The following is a 15,434-nucleotide window of genomic DNA, read 5'->3' as shown; positions in this document are numbered from 1 at the left end:
CCAACATTGGAGACTACCATGAAAATGAAGATGCGTTTCTACGCGTCGGCCTTTGCTGTGCTCGGCGCAATGAGTGCGAATGAACGTGCGGCCGGCCGCTATCTGCGTGATGCCGGCGGTCACGACACCAAATCGGCAAAGGAACTTGCCGATGAGGTCAAGGCGCTGTTCCAGAAGTCGATGGATGAAACCAAGGAGATTGCCGAAAAGGCGCTTGGCGAAGCCAAGAAGAGCGGCGAGATGTCGTCCAGCATCAAGGAGAAGGCCGACGAGGCGCTTCTCAAGATGAATGGCCTCATGGAGCAGGTGGCCGAGTTCGAGCAGAAGCTTGCGCGCAATCGTGGCGATACTGCCGACGCGGAAAAAAGCCTGGGCCAGCAGTTCGTCGAGGATGCCAAGGTCAAGGAGTTCTGCGGCCAAAGCAACCCGCGCGGCCGCGTCGACATGCAGGTCAAGGCCGTCATTACGACCGCCACGACCGATACCGCGGGCGCCATCGGAGCTGCCATTCCTCCGACCAGACTTCCCGGCATCATTGCGCCGCCTGAGCGCCGCATGACCGTTCGCGACCTGCTTACTCCTGGCCGAATGGATGGTGGTGTCCTCGAATATGTGCAGGAAACAGGGTTCACCAATGGTGCTGGCATGGTCGCGGAAGGCGCAGCGAAACCGCAGTCCGATATCAAGTTCGCGCTGAAAAACACATCGGCAAAAGTTATCGCCCATCACTTCAAGGCATCCCGTCAGGCCATGGAGGACTTTGCGCAGCTGGCTTCCTATATTGACGGGCGCGGTCGATACGGGCTTGCGTTCAAGGAGGAGACGCAGCTCCTGAACGGCGATGGCACCGGACAGAACCTGCTCGGCATCATTCCGCAGGCAACGGCGTTTGCGGCACCCATCGCTCTGGCTAATCCGACCAGCATCGACATCATGCGTCTGGCAATGCTGCAGGCAGTCCTGGCGGAATATCCGGCCACCGGTCACGTCATGAACCCTATCGATTGGGCTTGGGTCGAAACGCTCAAGGATACGACTGACCGTTACATCATCGGTAATCCGCAGGGCACCATCACACCGACGCTCTGGGGCCTGCCTGTCGTGCAGACCCAGGCAATGGCGGTCGACAAGTTCCTGACGGGCGCCTTCAAGCTCGGCGCGCAGATCTTTGACCGCTGGATGGCGCGTGTCGAAATCGCCACCGAGAACGAGGACGACTTCATCAAGAACCTGATCACCATGCTGATCGAAGAGCGGCTTGCGCTTGCGGTGTACCGTCCGGAAGCCTTCATCTACGGCGACTTCGGTCGCGTTGCCTAATCTTCGGCTCATAACAGCAGGCGGCGCAATCCGCCTGCTTCATGAACCGAAGGAGAGTAGCATGAGCAAAATCGTGAAATACGACGTTCTTCGCGAACATGAAGGCGATCGCTTCTACAAGCGCGGGGAAACACGCGAGATCCCGGAAAACGATGCACAGCATCTGGTCGCTCTCGGCGTGCTGGCATTGCCCGGCTCGGAGCGGGAACACGCGGTCGCCACCGGAACCACGACTAAGGCGGAAATCTTGGCCGAGATTAACCTGTTCGCGGACCAGGCCTCGCAGGCCCGCGAGGCTATCTCGAAGGAGCTGAAAGAGGCCAGGGAAGCCGCCGACGCCAAACTTGCGGAAATCGGCGTTGAGATCGCCACAGCCCGAGAGCGTGCTGGTGTTGAGCTGACGGAGATCACCGGCCGGGTTGATGCTGCGCGGAAGGATGCTGAGGCCAAGATCAGCGCGCTCACGGCTGATGTGGAAAAGGCAAAAGCCGAGACTGGCGGTAAGACCAAACCGGAGGATCAGCCTTCCAACAAGGCCGAGCAAGCCACTGAGAAAAACAAGTAGGGGCATGCCGTGCGCGTCGTTGTCATCGAACCTCCAACCGAGATTGTCACCGTTGATGAGGCCAAGCAGTACCTAGTGGTCGATCAAGCCATCACTGACGATGACGAGTTGATCAGGTCGTTCATTCTGGCCGCTACGCAGTGGCTTGATGGACCAGCCGGATGGCTGGGGCGTGCTCTCGGCGTTCAGGTGCTAGAATGGCAGCGATGCGACTGGCCGAGCAATCGCGAGCCGCTGCCATTTCCGCCCGAGGTCGAAATCCTGTCGATAAAGTATGTTGATCCGGATGGCGTCGAGCAGACTTGGCCTTTTCCGACTCCGCTATATTTCGACGATCTGCCAGCGGTTCGAGGACACGAGGGCGATGTGAAGATCCGCTATCGGGCAGGCTACGGCAAGCAGGATCCCGACGATCCGACAAAGTGGATCAATACTGTTCCAGAGCCGATCCGGATTGCGGTCAAGATGCTCGCAGCTCAGTGGTACACGGTGCGCGAGCCTGTCGTTACGACGGGGCAGCAGCCTTTCGTTGTGCCTTTTGCCGTCGAAGCGCTGCTGTCGTCTTACAGGGTTTGGTGACCATGGCCCGCGTTCGTTTCACCGCTGACTTCCTGTATCGGCCGACGCCGGCCGTATCGATTCTTTACACCGCCGGCATGGTCGAGGTCGTCAAGCGCGACTGCGCCATTCAGGCAATTTCTGCCGGCAAGGCAGTCAACGCACCGAGAAAGATGGAAGACGATGGGGCAAGCTCGATCAGCGGGTGACCTCTTTTTCCGCATCGCCTTTGACAAGCGCGTAATGATCTCCGATGGAGCCGGCAACAAGCGCGGCGATTGGCAGGAGCAGTTTCAGGCGCGCGCCGGCTATGCGCATTTGCGAGGGGGAGAGGCCGTCATGGCCGATCGTCTGCAAGGCCGGCACTCTCAGGTCGTTTTCGTGCGATCGTCCAGCCTTGCGCGTGAAGTGACGACCGATTGGCGCCTGCGCGATGTTCGGACGGGTGTCGCATTCAATATCCGCGATGTCACGCCGAGCGATGATCGTTTGTGGCTTGATTTTCTCTGTCAGAGCGGCGTGGCGCAGTAGTCATGTTCAAAGCAAAGGTTTTTGGTCGCGCCGAATTGACGGCGAGGCTTGCCGCGCTCGTGCCGGAGGCGGAAAAGCAGGCCGAAAAGGCGAAACTTGAGGTGGCGCAGGAGGCCGCAAGGCTGATCGCGGCGCGCGCACCGGTCGATACCGGGGAATACCGCAACGAGATCGTCGGCGGCTATCAGCGCGATCATAACGCCAAAAGCACGCTTTCCACGCAGAAATCGAAAGATCCGGACGCAACAGGCGTCTTCGGTCCTCTTATCTGGCGGTTTCTGGAATTCGGCTCTCGCGCCCACATGATCAAGGCCAGGCCAGGCGAAAAGCTGGCCTTCAAGACGGCGGAAGGCGAGAGCGTTTTTACGCGCAGTGTCAGGCACCCCGGCACACCAGCGCAACCGCATATCTTCCCGACATGGCGCGCCTATAAGCCAAAGGCAAAGCGCAAGATCGCCAATGCCATCAATAAGGCGGTCAGGGCCGCCCGTAAGAAGGGTTGACATGTCTTCATCGGATTTCGAGCTGCAGAAGGCAGTCTATTCCTGCCTGACGCAATATGCCGCCCTGACTGCGCTTGTCGGCGATGCTGTCTACGACAGTGTTCCGGACGACGCGACCTTTCCTCGCGTCACGCTCGGCGAATCCGATTTTCAGCGTGGCGATATCGGCTGCATTGCCGGCGGTACGGCTTATCTGACCCTGCATGCATGGTCCGTAGAGCCTGGCTCTACCGAGGTCAAACGGGTGGCCGGCGCCGTGGAAGATGCGCTGCATCAGAAGCCTTTGACACTTTCAAATCATCGCGTGGTGACGGTCGACCACCGCTATACCCAAACCATGCGCGATGCTGACGGCCTGACGAGCCATGCCGTCATCAACTTTGCGGTAATCCTCGAAAAAGCCAGCTCATAGGAGTAGCACCATGGCAGACGGACAGCAGACAGGCCGCCTCCTGTTGATTCAGATCGGAGACGGGGCCTCTCCTGAAACATTCGCGAACCTTTGCGGCTTGACGACCCGCAATTTCAATCTCTCGGCCAATGAAGTCGATACGACCATTCCCGATTGCGTCAATCCCGGTGATACGCCGCAGAAAACCTCTGACGCGGGCATCTTGAGCCGAACCTTTACCGGTCAAGGAAAATACGTGAAAGGCGCTAGCACCACGGCCTTCATGAACCACGTCATCAACGGCGAAAAGTTCAATGCCACCGTCATTGCGCCGGGCCTTGGTTCCTTCGTTGGACCTTGGATCGTCACGAATTTCGAGCTTGGCGGCGAAATGGAAGGCACTATGACCTTTAATGGTACGTGGACAGCCGCCGGCAAGCTCGCCTTCACGGCCGAGGTGTAATCCATGGATAAAAGGGATTTCCCATATGAGGTGAACGGCGCACGGGGCGAAGTCGCCCTGTGGGTCGGCAAGGTTCCCCTCGTCATCGCGGCCGAAATGCACGGCCTTTCCGCCGTCTCGACGCATCTTGAATGCAAATCGCTCGCCGATTTGTTCGTGAGGCTGACGGGGACAGAAGTCGCGGCTACAGAAGCTGCAATCCTTCATCTGACGGTAAAGGACAAAGGCGATCGCAAGGCAGCGCTTGGGGCAGTCCGCCTGAAGGATTTTAAGGCTTGCGCCATCGCTTTCGCGGCAGCTCTTGCTCATCATTTCGATGGTGATGAGGGAAACGACGAGACCGCCAAGGAAACGAGCAGCGCGACAAACTAGTCGCGCCATTTCCTTGGCGGGAGTGGATGCGTACCGCCTTCGGCGTGCTCGGCTGGAAGCCGGCAGACTTTTGGAGCAGCACTCTGACTGAATTCTTCGATGCCATTGCCGGATGGAACGAGGCAAATGGAGCTGATCAGCAAGCGAACGGGCCGACGAACGATCAGTTAGACGCTCTGGTCGCCAGATACGGTAAAGCTACGCATCCTTAAATATATCTGTGAGAGACCTCTCCTGAAGCTCCTGCTTCTCAAACGGATATAAAATTCCGCCTCTGATACAGAGGCCTATGTCGTGCGCAAGATTGGGCGCGACATCGCTTGCCGCCACGATCGAGTTTGATTGGTGCGCTACAAGCAATTCTCCAACTCTGGCTCGGCACCCGTCCCGCGCGAGTTCGGTTGTACGCCTTCGATCTCTTTGAGCATTTGCGCCTTCCAGCTTCTTTGCAAATGCTTCCGTGCGGCCTTCTTGAGCTGAACTCTCATGAAAATCGCGCAATCCGAAATAGCCGCAGGTGGCAATGATCGCAAAGCACGTCACCGCGATCAATGCTTTCAGCGCAGCGTCCATCAATTCCTCCCAGCATCGGTTCTGTAGAAATGTCCGACCAAACTGACGATCTGATTATCAGTATCAGCACGGATCTTGCAACCGTGCGGCGATCGCTCGACCGCCTTGTGGGTGATGTTGGCTCGGCGACGAACGCGATTGTCCGCAAATTTGATGGTGTGGGCAGCAGCATCAATAAATCGATGACCACCGCCCTGCAGTCGCGAATCAACGACATGGTTGGTATCGGCCAACAGGGCGTCAAGCAGTGGAATGGCTTGCTCGCCGATCAGGGGCGGCAAGTCGATGCGCTAAGGGCGAAATATAATCCGCTCTATGCCACCATCTCGCAATATAAAGCTGTGGTGGGCGAGATTAAGACAGCCCATAATCTCGGCGCGATTTCCGCCGATGAAATGACGGCGGCGATCCAGCGCGAACGGCAGGCGGCTCTTGCCAGCATTGATGCGATCAAAAGACGCAACAGTGCGATCACCGCGACAATCACCACTTCGGGTGGCGTCGGCAAGGCGAACTCGTTTCAGACCGCCAACATTGCCGCGCAGTTCCAGGATGTAGCCGTTACGGCGGCGATGGGTATGAACCCGCTGCAGATTGCCCTGCAGCAAGGCACTCAGTTATCGTCTGTGTTGTCGACAATGGGCAGCGGCCGCCAGATCGTGGGCGGCCTTGCTGCTGCCTTCACCTCATTGGTGAGCCCGGTCTCCCTCGCAACGATAGGTTTGACCGCGGCTGGTGCGGCGGCAATCCAATATTTCATGTCTGTCGCTGGCAACGGGGAAAAGTCGCAAGAGGCGCTTGAGAAAGAGGCCGAACTTATTCAGCGAGTAGCCGAAAAATGGGGCGACGCACTGCCGCAATTGAAGCGGTACGCTGACGAACGCCAACGGCTCAAAGACAGCGAGGACATCACGGGGGCCGCTGCCTCTGAAGCGGATTCGCAGTGGAGCGACTTGCGTAAGACGACCGGCGATCTGAAAGTCAACTTCACTGACATCGTATCATTGCTGCAGCTGGCTGGCGCTGAGGCCGGAAGCATTGATGCCCTACAGCGTTCGTTTAATGAGCTGACCAAAGGGATAGATGACGGCTCTGCAAAAGCAGAGAATGCGAAGACGGTCCAAGCAGAATTGATTGATTTCGCGAATGCGACTGGCATTCCCGCGATCAAAGATTTTGCCAATCAGTTCGGTGGCCTTGCCGCGCAGATCGAAACAGCATCGCGAACAGCGGCTGGCTTTCGTGAGGAGGCGGCGGCACTGACTGAAATCGTCAAAAACCTGCCGCCTCTGGGCTCGCTAAACCCGATGATATCGGGTGACGGTCGCATTATCACCGACGCGAATGAACAGCAGACTTACAACGCAGAGCAATACGAAAACCAAGATCCCAGAATTCTTAGCAATGGCGTCTACATTCCGGTTCCGACGCCTGAAAAGCGGCCGAATATTGAATTGGAAGGTCTGCCAGGCGAGCGTTTCGGCCGGACACGAGCGCCACGCGCACCGCAGAAGACGGCCGATGATCGCTTTCGCGAGGATCTGCAGTCGATCAAGGATCGCTCTCAGGCGCTTCAGGAAGAAATCGGCCTTGTCGGGAAATCCTTCGAGGAGCAGATGAAGCGCCGTACGGCGCTCGATCTTGAGCAGCGCGCTTTAAAGGATCTCCGTGAGGAGGCTCGCAGGAAGGGTCAGACCGATCTCGACGATATAAAGTTATCGTCCGACAAGGTGGCCGAAATCGACAAGCAGTCGGCGGCTTACGCTGCTCAGGCGGAGGCGCTTCGCAAAGTGCAGGAGGCGCAGGAGCGGTCGCAGCAGGCGGCGGATGAGTTCTACCAGACCTTCAAGAGCGATACGATCGATGCGATTACCGGCGCCAAGAGCTTCGGTGAGGTTTTGAGCGATATCGGGAAGAAACTAGGGGACATGTTTTTGAACCAAGCTTTCGACGCGCTGTTCAAACCTGCGACAAGTAATTCCTCTGGCGGTGCCTTCGGCAACATCTTTTCGTCGATCGGCAAGTGGTTCACATTCGCCGATGGCGGTATCGCCGCCAATGGCCGGCCGCTGAAGCGTTTCGCCAGCGGCGGCGTGTCGAGCAGCGCCGCCATCTTTGGTGAAACTGGCTGGCCGGAAGCAGCGGTTCCGTTGCCGGATGGTCGCACCATTCCCGTTAGCCTGCGCATGCCGAAGATTGCGCCCCGCGCGGCCAATGACAGCTATCAGATCACCTACGCTCCCGTAATCGACAATCGCGGTGCGGATGCCGCCGCCGTCGCCCGCCTGCAGCAGCAGATGGACAGGGATCGTCAGGAGTTTTCCTCGCGCGTCATCAATACCGTGCGTGTCGCCAAGAAGACGCGCCAGCAGGGCATTTGATCTATGCTGTCATTTCCTTTGGACTTTCTGGCCTCGTTCCCCGGATGGACGACGGAGTTTCAGCCGCAGTGGCGCCAGGAGCAAAGCCGGTCCGCCAATGGCAAAACCTATGTCAAGGATCTCGGCTCGCCCCTTTGGGTTGGCACATGGCAGACCCGTAGCCTGACCGCCAACGAATTGGATGAATGGCGTGCTCGCCTCGATGCGCTCGAAAATGGCGCCGCAACCTTCGTCGGATATCCGCTGAGCCGCTGCTACCCGATCGCCTATCCCAACGGCTCCTGGCCGACCGGTGGCGCCTTTTCGGGCGTATGCCAGCTCAACAGCCTATCGGGCGGCCGCATCGTTTCCCTGAAGGGATTGCCGGCCGCCTATAAGGTCAGCGTCGGCGATCTCCTGCAGATCGGCACGGCGGATCTGCATCGCGTCATGGAAGTGGCGACGGCGAGCGGTGGCGGGGTGACCGGGCAATTCGAGGTGCGCCCCTATCTCTGGCCGACCGCGCTTGTGAATGCCTCCGTTCGCCTCGTGCGGCCGAGCTGCATCATGAACATCGTGCCGGACTCGATCACCTCGACGAGTGATCTGCAGACCGGTCGCGGCTCAATCACCTTCAAAGGCATGGAGGCGCGCTGATGCGAAACATATCAGCCAACAATTATGCCGCCCTGCAGGCGCGGCGCCTGGTCGCGCGCGACTTCCTCTGGATCAAGGCGAGGACGCTCGATACCGGCGCACCGTTCGAATATGGCTTCTGGTCGGATCTCGGTAACGTCGCCGCTCAGGTCCTGAACCCGAACACAGGATTGCCGGAAACGCGCAATTTCGAGGGCAGCGGCTCGCTGATCCAGATCAGCGATATTCCGCTGGTGTCGAACCTCTCGATCCAGAATGTCACTATTACCATGTCGCAGCTCGACGAGGCGGTTGCTAATATCGTCCGCGGCTATGACATGAAGCAGGCCGGCGTCGAAGTCTATCGCGGCATGTTCGATCCGATTACGCGGCAGATGGTCGATCCGGCCTTTTCGCGCTTCATCGGCTACGTCGACGATCTCGATATCGTCACCCCGAAAGAGGGTGACGCCGGCTCGATCACGCTGACCTGTGCGCCGAACACACAGGAGACGACGCGCAGCAACCCGGATACCCGCTCGCATGACAGCCAGATCCTGCGCAACGCGACGGATGATTTCTTTCGCGATGCCACGACGGTCGGCGATTGGGAATTCTTCTGGGGCCGGAAAACCGGCAAGATCGACACGGCCGGCGCGCAGCGCATCAGCTCCAATGTGCAGGCGGCGAACCGATGATCCGCCATGCGGTCGAAGCCGACAAGATGCGCGTGCTCACCATGTGTAAGGCCTTCCATGCCGCATCCGGAATTGCATTGCCGTTCTCCGCCGCCATGGCTGATGGGTTGTTTCGCGCATCGCTCGCCGATGACGACCGTCTTTGCCTCATCCTCGAGGAGACTGGCGTGGCGCGCGGTGTCCTGGCCGCTATCGCCGCTCCGCATCATCTAGCGCCGGTCAGGGTCGCCTCGGAACTGGTCTGGTGGATCGATCCCGCCTGGCGCGGCCGGTCGGCGCTGAAAATGCTCTCCGCCTATGAGGCGTGGGCCAAGGAACGCGGGTGCGCCTATATCTCGATGGTTGGCCTCGGCCGCTATCCGGCGCCCGCCGAGCTTTACGAACGACAGGGCTATGAGCCCGTCGAAATGCACTTTCTGAAATCTCTCTAATTTTCCGGTTTCAATATGGCTGTCTTTACTGCTGCGGCGCTGACTGGCGTCCTCGGTTCGAGCTTCCTTGCGTCGGTCTCCGCCTTTGCGCTCAATGCTGCAGTCGGGATCGGCGTATCCATGCTTGCCCAGCAGCTCACCAAGCCCGCCGATACCCATGCCATCAATGGCGTGCAAGGCAAGCTGCAGGCTGGCGGCGATGTCGGCCGTTCCATTATTCTCGGCCGCCGCTGCACGGCCGGTTCGCTGGTCTATGCGAACACCTGGGGCCAGGCGGGCAAGACGCCGAACGCCTATTTCACGCAGGTTATCGCGCTGACTGATATTCCGAGTGGCGCCATTCCCGCAGTTTGGGTGAATGGCGCGCCGGTCACCGTCGATACCAGCGATACAAGCTATGGCGATTGGGGCTTTCCGGTTGTCGAGTACAATACCGGCAACAACAACCATATGTGGATCAAGTTCTACGACGGCACGCAGACTGTCGCAGATCCATTTCTGGTCAACACGGTTTCCAGCAGCAACAGGCCTTATGCGGCAACGCGCGTCGGGCGCGGTGTTGCCTATGCCATCGTAACATCGCAGGCGGATGATGAGCTGTTTACCGGCTTTCCGACCTTCCGCTTCGAGGTGCAGGGTGCGAAGCTCTATGACGTGTCGCGCGACAGCACGGCCGGCGGTGTTGGCCCGCATCGCTGGAATGATCCTTCGACATGGGGTGGCGACGGAGACGATCTGCCGGTCGTGCAGATCTACAATATCCTGCGCGGCATCACCTACGGCGGCACATGGGTCTACGGCCTGCAGAGCCTGACGGCCGCACGCCTTCCGGCCGCAGACTGGATCGGCCAGATCAACAAGTGCCGCGCCGGCATCGATGGACCGAGTGGGATCGAGGCGACCTATCTGACCAGCTCGGAGGTGCAGGTCGCAACAGAGATCGGCAAGACGATCGACAGGCTCTTGACCGGCTGCCATGGGCGATTGATCGAGGCGGGTGGCGTCTACAAGGTGCGCGTCGGCGAGCCTGGCGCGGCTGTCTTCGCCTTCTCCGACGACGATATTCTTTCGACGGACGATCAGAGTTTCAAGCCGTTCCTTGGGCTGGCCGACAGCATCAACGGCGTGTCGGCGACCTATCCGGAACCGAACGAGGCATGGAACACCAAGACCGCGCCTCCGCTCTACAACGCCGCCTATGAGGCGCGCGATGGCGGCCGGCGCTTGATGACCGATCTGCAGCTGGACATGGTTTACCGGTCCAGCCAGGTGCAGCGCATCATGAAATCGGCGCTGGCCGAAGCGCGTCGCGAGCGCCGGCACACGATCTCCCTGCCGCCTTCTGCCGAAGTGCTGGAGCCCGGCGATATCGTGGCGTGGACCTCAAACCGCAACGGCTATGTCGCCAAGCTCTTCCGCGTCGACGGCGTGACGGATTCGGCTGATCTCGACGTCACGATCGACATTACCGAAGTCGATCCTTCGGATTATGATTGGGATCAGGACCATGATTACAAGCCGCCGGTATTCGCGCCGCTTGGGCCTGTCATGCCGCCCGCCCAGCCGATGTATGGCTGGCAGGTCGAGCCTGCGACGATCAACGACAGTTCTGGCGTGCCTTGGCGCCCGTCGATCAAGATCAGCTGCGCGCCGGATCAGGATGATGTTGTGCGCGTTTGGGTGCAGGTTCGCAACGCAGCGACCGGCGCCAATGTCTTCGATAGCGATTCGACGCGCTATGAAGCGCCGTATAGCTGGATCATCAACGCCAACTTCGAACCGAACACCGATTTCGAGGCACGCGGACGCTTCATCCCTGCCGGCAACCGTGTGACCGAGTGGTCCGAATGGTTGCCGGTGAGGACGCCGAATGTTCTAATCACCGATCTGATCGTTGATCTGCAGCATGTGAAGAACGACATTCTCGACCGCTTCAAGGGGCTGCAGCAAGAGCTGCTGGACGTGCGGCCGCTGGTCGAGCAGCTGATGATCAATACGCAGCTGTCGGATGCGGTTCTGGATAGCGCGCATCGCAGTCTCGTCGCGTCGGTGGGCCAGAGCAACGCAACGTTCTCGGAAAATATTCAGGTCGTAGCTGACGCGGCCAATGCGGCGGTCAGTCAGGTCACGACGCTCACGGCGACCGTCGCCGACAATAAGGCGGAGGTTGATGTCGAGCTTGCCGCCGTCTCCGGCGTCGCCAATGCAGCGGCCGCGCAGGCGACAGCGCTTTCCGCGACGGTTGGCGATCTCTCAGCTCAAGGCTTGGTGAAGTTCTCGGTCGCTGCCGATCAGACCGGCGTCAACGCTCGCTTCTCGATCGCGCTGCGCACCTCGATCGCGAATGCCTATGTCGAAAGTGGCATGTTCCTTGAAATCTACACTGTCGGCGGTGTGCAGAAATCGCGTTTCTCGGTGCTGGCGGGTCAGTTCAGCGTTCTCAATCCGGACGATATTGGGACGTCGTATCTGCCGCTGGTTTTCCAGGGTGGCGTGCTCAAGCTGCAGGGCGTCAAGGTCGAGTGGGCCGATATCGTCAATGCGACGATCCAGTGGGCGCAGATTCAGAATGTGTCTATCTCAAGCGCGCAAATTCAGGACGGCGCGATTACGAATGCCAAGATCGGCAACCTCACCGTCAAGACTTCCAATCTCGACTTCAACCAGATCACCGATACCACGACACAGACGAGAACTGGCACCACCCCTCCAGGCAACGAAAGTGTGGTCGGCGCGCCGTGGGTCATCACCAATCCGAACCCGAACCCGGTTCTAACCTCCTACTTTTTCCAGTTCACGGTGCAGGGCGCGGGGAGCGGCGGATCGATCCGCGTGCGGCTTGTCAACGATACCACTGGCGCGGAACTCGCTGGCCTGACCATCAACGTTCCAGCGGCCGGAAGCAGCTCTACGCAGAGCGTCCAGGGAATGATGATCGAGCCAAGACCGGGTGCGCAGGGCAATTATCAATACTCAATTCGCGGCCAGGCTAACGCTCAGAATATCACCGCGACGATCACTCAGCTCTGGTGGAAGAGATAAGGGCAAATATTCATGGCGAACTATACGACGGGTACTATTACCCTCACCAACGGATCGAAGACGGTGAACGGCACGGGCACGGCCTGGCAGACCGCGCTGATCGTCGGCGGCATCATCTATCCCGAAGCAGCCGGCAATCCCATGCCGTTCTCGGCCGTCACCAGCGACACGCAGATCACTGCTGATGTGGCTTGGAAAGGGGTGAGTGGCACCTATTCCTATGCCCTGGCTCCTGATACGGCCTATGATCGCCAGGTGCTCGCCAATTCGAGCGCGTTAGCGACGATCCTGCAGCAACTGAAGGCGACCGCCATAGCTGCAATTTCCGCGCTTACGCCGGCCGTCGACAAGTTCGCGTATTTCACAGGCCCCAGCACGGCCGCACTGGCGACCATTACGAGCTTTGCCCGCTCTCTCCTGGATGATGCCGACGCAGCAACAGCCCGTGCGACACTGAAGGCTGCTAGAACGGACGGTGCGAACACGTTCACGGACGGACAGCAGATCTCCGCCAGCACTGCGACAACAGTCTTCGGTTACCAGTATTGGCAACCGACAGACTACGGAACGGGCAAGCCGCGTGTCCAGTTGACCAAGGAAGCGACGGCAGCGCTGTGGACCCTAGGGCTTTGGGACGGCACGAATGCGAACGGCACACTGCAGCTGAGCGCTGGGTTGTTTGCGGTATTGGGCAATTTCAGTGTCGGCGGCACTGTCTCGTTTACAAACGCACTCCCCATCGCCTCTGGCGGCAGCGGCCAGAAAACCGCCGCAGCGGCCCTTGCTGCGTTTGGTGGCATCGCTAAGGCCGGCGACAGTGTGACTGGACCCTTGGATTTTGTGGCGAGCGCAAATAGTTGGCACCAGAGAGCTGCAAATCCCATTACTCTCGCGGCGAATGGCGGCAACCTCGCCATTCAAAACGGCGCTGGTCTCCTCTTGATTGGCGAAGACCTGAGCGCAGGCGGCTCGGCACTATTCTTGTTGAGTCAGACCACTGCCGTGAAAATCGCCGATCCGGGCGGCTATTATTCTACGACCATTGGCCAAGCTGGCACCATCAACGTCGGCTATCTCTCCGGCACAGGGATGATCATCAATAACGGTCGAACCTCCGCCATCACCGTTAAAACCATCATGTCTCAATCGAGGTCAGTAATATGACGATACAGGCATCTGATTTTGAGCAGGTCCAATCGGATCCATGGCCGGAGTGGGTCAATGCGGACGGATGGCGCTTGTGCGGGCGTCCAGGTCAGTCTCTCGACGAACTGGTAACTGAGATCAACCAGGCTCCGGCTCCGCCTGTAGAAACGCCGGAGCTTGTCCCTGAGATCATCAGCGATCGCCAGTTTTTCCAGCAGCTCGCCATCGCGGGCATGATCACCGACGTGGAAGCGCTTGCCGCCGTCAGGACCGGAGATATCCCGACCGCGATGGAAACCTTCATCGACAGCCTGGCGGAAGGAGATCAATTCTCGGCCCGCATGGTGCTGTGCGGTGCCACGCAGTTCTCCCGCAATCATCCGCTTGTCGAGCAGTTCGGCGCCGCCAATGGCATGACGGATGATCAGATCGACGCTCTCTGGATCGCAGCTGCGAAGCTCTGATCTAGAACCCAATCTAAGCGGCTTGCCGGCAATCCGGCGCCAGATTTCCAACTAGAAAGGTCTCATTATGGATCGCGCGAAATTCTTCGCGGCGGTGCGCACGTCGATGTTTGGCGGGCGCCTGTCGGATGCACAGTTTAATGGCATCGAAGCCATTCTGGCGGATTGGGCGCCAAAGCCCTTCGATACCAGATGGCTCGCCTACATGCTGGCGACAACCTATCACGAGACCGGCGCAACTATGTGCACCGTTTCGGAAAACCTGAACTATTCGGCGCAGGGGCTGCTCGCGACCTTTCCGAAATACTTCAATTCCGCTCAGGCTACCGCCTATGCCCGCAAGCCGGAGAAGATCGCAAACCGCGTCTATGCCGACCGTATGGGTAATGGTGACGCGGCGAGCGGCGACGGATGGCGCTATCGCGGTCGCGGCCTGGTGCAGATCACCGGGCGGGACAACTACGCCAAGTACGGTATTGCCGATGATCCGGATAAGGCGCTCGATGCGATGAAGGCGGTCGAAATCCTGTACGACGGCATGATCAATGGCCGCTTCACCGGCAAGAAGCTGGCGGACTTCTTCACTGCCACGGCGAGCGACTGGACCGGCGCCCGCAAGATCATCAACGGTACCGATCGCGCTGCCGATATTGCCCTCTACGCCAAGAAGTTCCTGGCTGCGATCGAGGCGGCTCGCTGATGGCCCGGAAGAAACATGGCGAGCCCGCGTGGATGTGGCGGCGGGTGATCATCTTTCCCATCGTCTGCTGGGCCTGCTACCAGCTGCACCTGCTCATCAATGCGCCAGACACGCGCGTCAATGAGACGATCGCCTACGGCTGGATCATGCTGATCGCCATCCTCGTCCTTGGCTATACAGGCTTCGCCACCGTGCAGGATGTCATCGCCATCTGGCGCACCGGCCGGGCGCTTCCTTACCGCGATGACAGCGACGCGCCGGCCGATCCGCTGGATACGGAGGTGAAATAATGTTTTCGGTCCTGACTAAACTGTTGGGCGGCAGCAGTCTTGCCGCCTACGTCGTCGCCGGCCTGCTCGCGGCTGGCGCTCTCGGTTCGGTCTATTGGTACATCGACCATCGCGGCTATGCGAGGGCGGAAGCCTATTACGAGGCCAAGATCGCTGCCACGAGAGCAGCGGCGGCGACCGCCAGCCTGCGCGAGATCGAGCGCCAGGACGCGGCCAATAATGCCGCCAAGCAAGCCGAAGCCAGAAGCATTGCCGAGATGCAGGCGGCCAGCCGATCCCTTGAAAACCGAACTATGGAGCTGCAGCGTGAAGCAGATCAAGATCCTGCTGCTGGCGTGCCTGCCCTTGGCGCTGCCAGCGTGCGCCGTATTAACGAAGTCCGATAGCCTGG

20 protein-coding genes and 1 pseudogene are annotated in these 15,434 nt (G+C 59.3%); 20 read left to right on the top strand and 1 reads right to left on the bottom strand.

Annotated elements, in window-relative coordinates; all coding sequences use genetic code 11:
* Positions 1-69 precede the first annotated feature (69 nt).
* The 10 genes and pseudogenes from AC13Q5_RS21600 to AC13Q5_RS21555 form a co-directional block, all read left to right on the top strand.
* Positions 70-1,320: a phage major capsid protein gene (locus tag AC13Q5_RS21600; protein WP_488503285.1), complete on the top strand. Its 1,251-nt coding sequence runs from the start codon at positions 70-72 to the stop codon at positions 1,318-1,320.
* A gap of 61 nt (positions 1,321-1,381) precedes the next feature.
* Positions 1,382-1,885: a hypothetical protein gene (locus AC13Q5_RS21595; RefSeq protein WP_488503102.1), complete on the top strand. Its 504-nt coding sequence runs from the start codon at positions 1,382-1,384 to the stop codon at positions 1,883-1,885.
* A 9-nt stretch (positions 1,886-1,894) separates the two neighbouring features.
* The gene (locus AC13Q5_RS21590) at positions 1,895-2,464 is read left to right on the top strand and encodes a head-tail connector protein (protein WP_488503101.1); all 570 of its coding nucleotides are present in this window, start codon (positions 1,895-1,897) and stop codon (positions 2,462-2,464) included.
* 2 nt (positions 2,465-2,466) lie between these two features.
* On the top strand, positions 2,467-2,652 hold the full coding sequence (locus AC13Q5_RS21585) for a hypothetical protein (RefSeq protein WP_488503100.1): 186 nt from the start codon (positions 2,467-2,469) through the stop codon (positions 2,650-2,652).
* Between the two features lie 34 nt (positions 2,653-2,686).
* Positions 2,687-2,974 (top strand): phage head completion protein, encoded by a 288-nt coding sequence (locus AC13Q5_RS21580; RefSeq protein ID WP_488503099.1) that lies wholly within the window; start codon positions 2,687-2,689, stop codon positions 2,972-2,974.
* Between the two features lie 2 nt (positions 2,975-2,976).
* Positions 2,977-3,477, top strand: a complete 501-nt coding sequence (locus AC13Q5_RS21575) for an HK97-gp10 family putative phage morphogenesis protein (protein ID WP_488503098.1) — start codon at positions 2,977-2,979, stop codon at positions 3,475-3,477.
* A gap of 1 nt (position 3,478) precedes the next feature.
* On the top strand, positions 3,479-3,889 hold the full coding sequence (locus AC13Q5_RS21570) for a DUF3168 domain-containing protein (protein WP_488503097.1): 411 nt from the start codon (positions 3,479-3,481) through the stop codon (positions 3,887-3,889).
* Positions 3,890-3,899: 10 nt separating this feature from the next.
* Entirely contained in the window at positions 3,900-4,331 is a 432-nt protein-coding gene (locus AC13Q5_RS21565) for a phage major tail protein, TP901-1 family (RefSeq protein WP_488503096.1), read from the top strand.
* Positions 4,332-4,334: 3 nt separating this feature from the next.
* Positions 4,335-4,703, top strand: coding sequence for a hypothetical protein (locus AC13Q5_RS21560; RefSeq protein ID WP_488503095.1), 369 nt, complete (start codon positions 4,335-4,337; stop codon positions 4,701-4,703).
* Positions 4,704-4,723: 20 nt separating this feature from the next.
* Positions 4,724-4,915: pseudogene (locus AC13Q5_RS21555) on the top strand (phage tail assembly chaperone); the annotation flags it as partial.
* Here AC13Q5_RS21555 and AC13Q5_RS21550 read toward each other — a convergent pair.
* Complete coding sequence (locus tag AC13Q5_RS21550; RefSeq protein ID WP_488503094.1) at positions 4,902-5,276, bottom strand: hypothetical protein; 375 nt, start codon at positions 5,274-5,276, stop codon at positions 4,902-4,904. The pseudogene AC13Q5_RS21555 and the gene AC13Q5_RS21550 overlap by 14 nt on opposite strands.
* On the opposite strand from AC13Q5_RS21550, the gene AC13Q5_RS21545 reads away from it, so the two are divergent.
* From AC13Q5_RS21545 to AC13Q5_RS21500, 10 genes are all read left to right on the top strand, one after another.
* A complete protein-coding gene (locus tag AC13Q5_RS21545; protein ID WP_488503093.1) occupies positions 5,255-7,657 on the top strand; it encodes a phage tail length tape measure family protein in 2,403 nt (800 codons plus the stop codon). The genes AC13Q5_RS21550 and AC13Q5_RS21545 overlap by 22 nt on opposite strands.
* A gap of 3 nt (positions 7,658-7,660) precedes the next feature.
* Complete coding sequence (locus AC13Q5_RS21540) at positions 7,661-8,293, top strand: hypothetical protein (protein WP_488503092.1); 633 nt, start codon at positions 7,661-7,663, stop codon at positions 8,291-8,293.
* The gene (locus AC13Q5_RS21535; protein ID WP_488503091.1) at positions 8,293-8,970 is read left to right on the top strand and encodes a hypothetical protein; all 678 of its coding nucleotides are present in this window, start codon (positions 8,293-8,295) and stop codon (positions 8,968-8,970) included. Before AC13Q5_RS21540 ends, AC13Q5_RS21535 begins: the two co-directional genes overlap by 1 nt.
* Positions 8,967-9,401: a GNAT family N-acetyltransferase gene (locus AC13Q5_RS21530; protein WP_488503090.1), complete on the top strand. Its 435-nt coding sequence runs from the start codon at positions 8,967-8,969 to the stop codon at positions 9,399-9,401. Before AC13Q5_RS21535 ends, AC13Q5_RS21530 begins: the two co-directional genes overlap by 4 nt.
* A 15-nt stretch (positions 9,402-9,416) precedes the next feature.
* Positions 9,417-12,443, top strand: coding sequence for a phage tail protein (locus tag AC13Q5_RS21525; protein WP_488503089.1), 3,027 nt, complete (start codon positions 9,417-9,419; stop codon positions 12,441-12,443).
* A 12-nt stretch (positions 12,444-12,455) separates the two neighbouring features.
* Positions 12,456-13,607, top strand: a complete 1,152-nt coding sequence (locus tag AC13Q5_RS21520) for a hypothetical protein (protein ID WP_488503088.1) — start codon at positions 12,456-12,458, stop codon at positions 13,605-13,607.
* A gap of 74 nt (positions 13,608-13,681) precedes the next feature.
* Positions 13,682-14,053 carry a hypothetical protein gene (locus AC13Q5_RS21515; RefSeq protein WP_488503087.1) on the top strand — a complete coding sequence of 124 codons (372 nt, stop codon included), beginning with the start codon at positions 13,682-13,684 and terminating at the stop codon, positions 14,051-14,053.
* Between the two features lie 67 nt (positions 14,054-14,120).
* Positions 14,121-14,753, top strand: a complete 633-nt coding sequence (locus AC13Q5_RS21510) for a hypothetical protein (protein ID WP_488503086.1) — start codon at positions 14,121-14,123, stop codon at positions 14,751-14,753.
* Positions 14,753-15,043, top strand: coding sequence for a hypothetical protein (locus AC13Q5_RS21505; RefSeq protein ID WP_488503085.1), 291 nt, complete (start codon positions 14,753-14,755; stop codon positions 15,041-15,043). The genes AC13Q5_RS21510 and AC13Q5_RS21505 overlap by 1 nt, the downstream gene beginning before the upstream one ends.
* Entirely contained in the window at positions 15,043-15,429 is a 387-nt protein-coding gene (locus tag AC13Q5_RS21500) for a hypothetical protein (RefSeq protein WP_488503084.1), read from the top strand. Before AC13Q5_RS21505 ends, AC13Q5_RS21500 begins: the two co-directional genes overlap by 1 nt.
* Positions 15,430-15,434 lie beyond the last annotated feature (5 nt).

The sequence above is a fragment of the Martinezella sp. CNPSo 3964 genome (genome assembly GCF_057784375.1).
The sequence above is the reverse complement of the archived record's forward strand: the minus strand, read 5'-3'. Positions and strand labels throughout refer to the sequence as shown.

Coding starts and splice junctions, on each gene's coding strand:
- AC13Q5_RS21600 (WP_488503285.1), top strand. CDS start 70: ATGAGTGCGAATGAACGTGCGGCCGGCCGCTATCTGCGTGATGCCGGC.
- AC13Q5_RS21595 (WP_488503102.1), top strand. CDS start 1,382: ATGAGCAAAATCGTGAAATACGACGTTCTTCGCGAACATGAAGGCGAT.
- AC13Q5_RS21585 (WP_488503100.1), top strand. CDS start 2,467: ATGGCCCGCGTTCGTTTCACCGCTGACTTCCTGTATCGGCCGACGCCG.
- AC13Q5_RS21580 (WP_488503099.1), top strand. CDS start 2,687: ATGATCTCCGATGGAGCCGGCAACAAGCGCGGCGATTGGCAGGAGCAG.
- AC13Q5_RS21575 (WP_488503098.1), top strand. CDS start 2,977: ATGTTCAAAGCAAAGGTTTTTGGTCGCGCCGAATTGACGGCGAGGCTT.
- AC13Q5_RS21570 (WP_488503097.1), top strand. CDS start 3,479: ATGTCTTCATCGGATTTCGAGCTGCAGAAGGCAGTCTATTCCTGCCTG.
- AC13Q5_RS21565 (WP_488503096.1), top strand. CDS start 3,900: ATGGCAGACGGACAGCAGACAGGCCGCCTCCTGTTGATTCAGATCGGA.
- AC13Q5_RS21560 (WP_488503095.1), top strand. CDS start 4,335: ATGGATAAAAGGGATTTCCCATATGAGGTGAACGGCGCACGGGGCGAA.
- AC13Q5_RS21545 (WP_488503093.1), top strand. CDS start 5,255: ATGCTTTCAGCGCAGCGTCCATCAATTCCTCCCAGCATCGGTTCTGTA.
- AC13Q5_RS21550 (WP_488503094.1), bottom strand. CDS start 5,276: ATGGACGCTGCGCTGAAAGCATTGATCGCGGTGACGTGCTTTGCGATC.
- AC13Q5_RS21540 (WP_488503092.1), top strand. CDS start 7,661: ATGCTGTCATTTCCTTTGGACTTTCTGGCCTCGTTCCCCGGATGGACG.
- AC13Q5_RS21535 (WP_488503091.1), top strand. CDS start 8,293: ATGCGAAACATATCAGCCAACAATTATGCCGCCCTGCAGGCGCGGCGC.
- AC13Q5_RS21530 (WP_488503090.1), top strand. CDS start 8,967: ATGATCCGCCATGCGGTCGAAGCCGACAAGATGCGCGTGCTCACCATG.
- AC13Q5_RS21525 (WP_488503089.1), top strand. CDS start 9,417: ATGGCTGTCTTTACTGCTGCGGCGCTGACTGGCGTCCTCGGTTCGAGC.
- AC13Q5_RS21520 (WP_488503088.1), top strand. CDS start 12,456: ATGGCGAACTATACGACGGGTACTATTACCCTCACCAACGGATCGAAG.
- AC13Q5_RS21510 (WP_488503086.1), top strand. CDS start 14,121: ATGGATCGCGCGAAATTCTTCGCGGCGGTGCGCACGTCGATGTTTGGC.
- AC13Q5_RS21505 (WP_488503085.1), top strand. CDS start 14,753: ATGGCCCGGAAGAAACATGGCGAGCCCGCGTGGATGTGGCGGCGGGTG.
- AC13Q5_RS21500 (WP_488503084.1), top strand. CDS start 15,043: ATGTTTTCGGTCCTGACTAAACTGTTGGGCGGCAGCAGTCTTGCCGCC.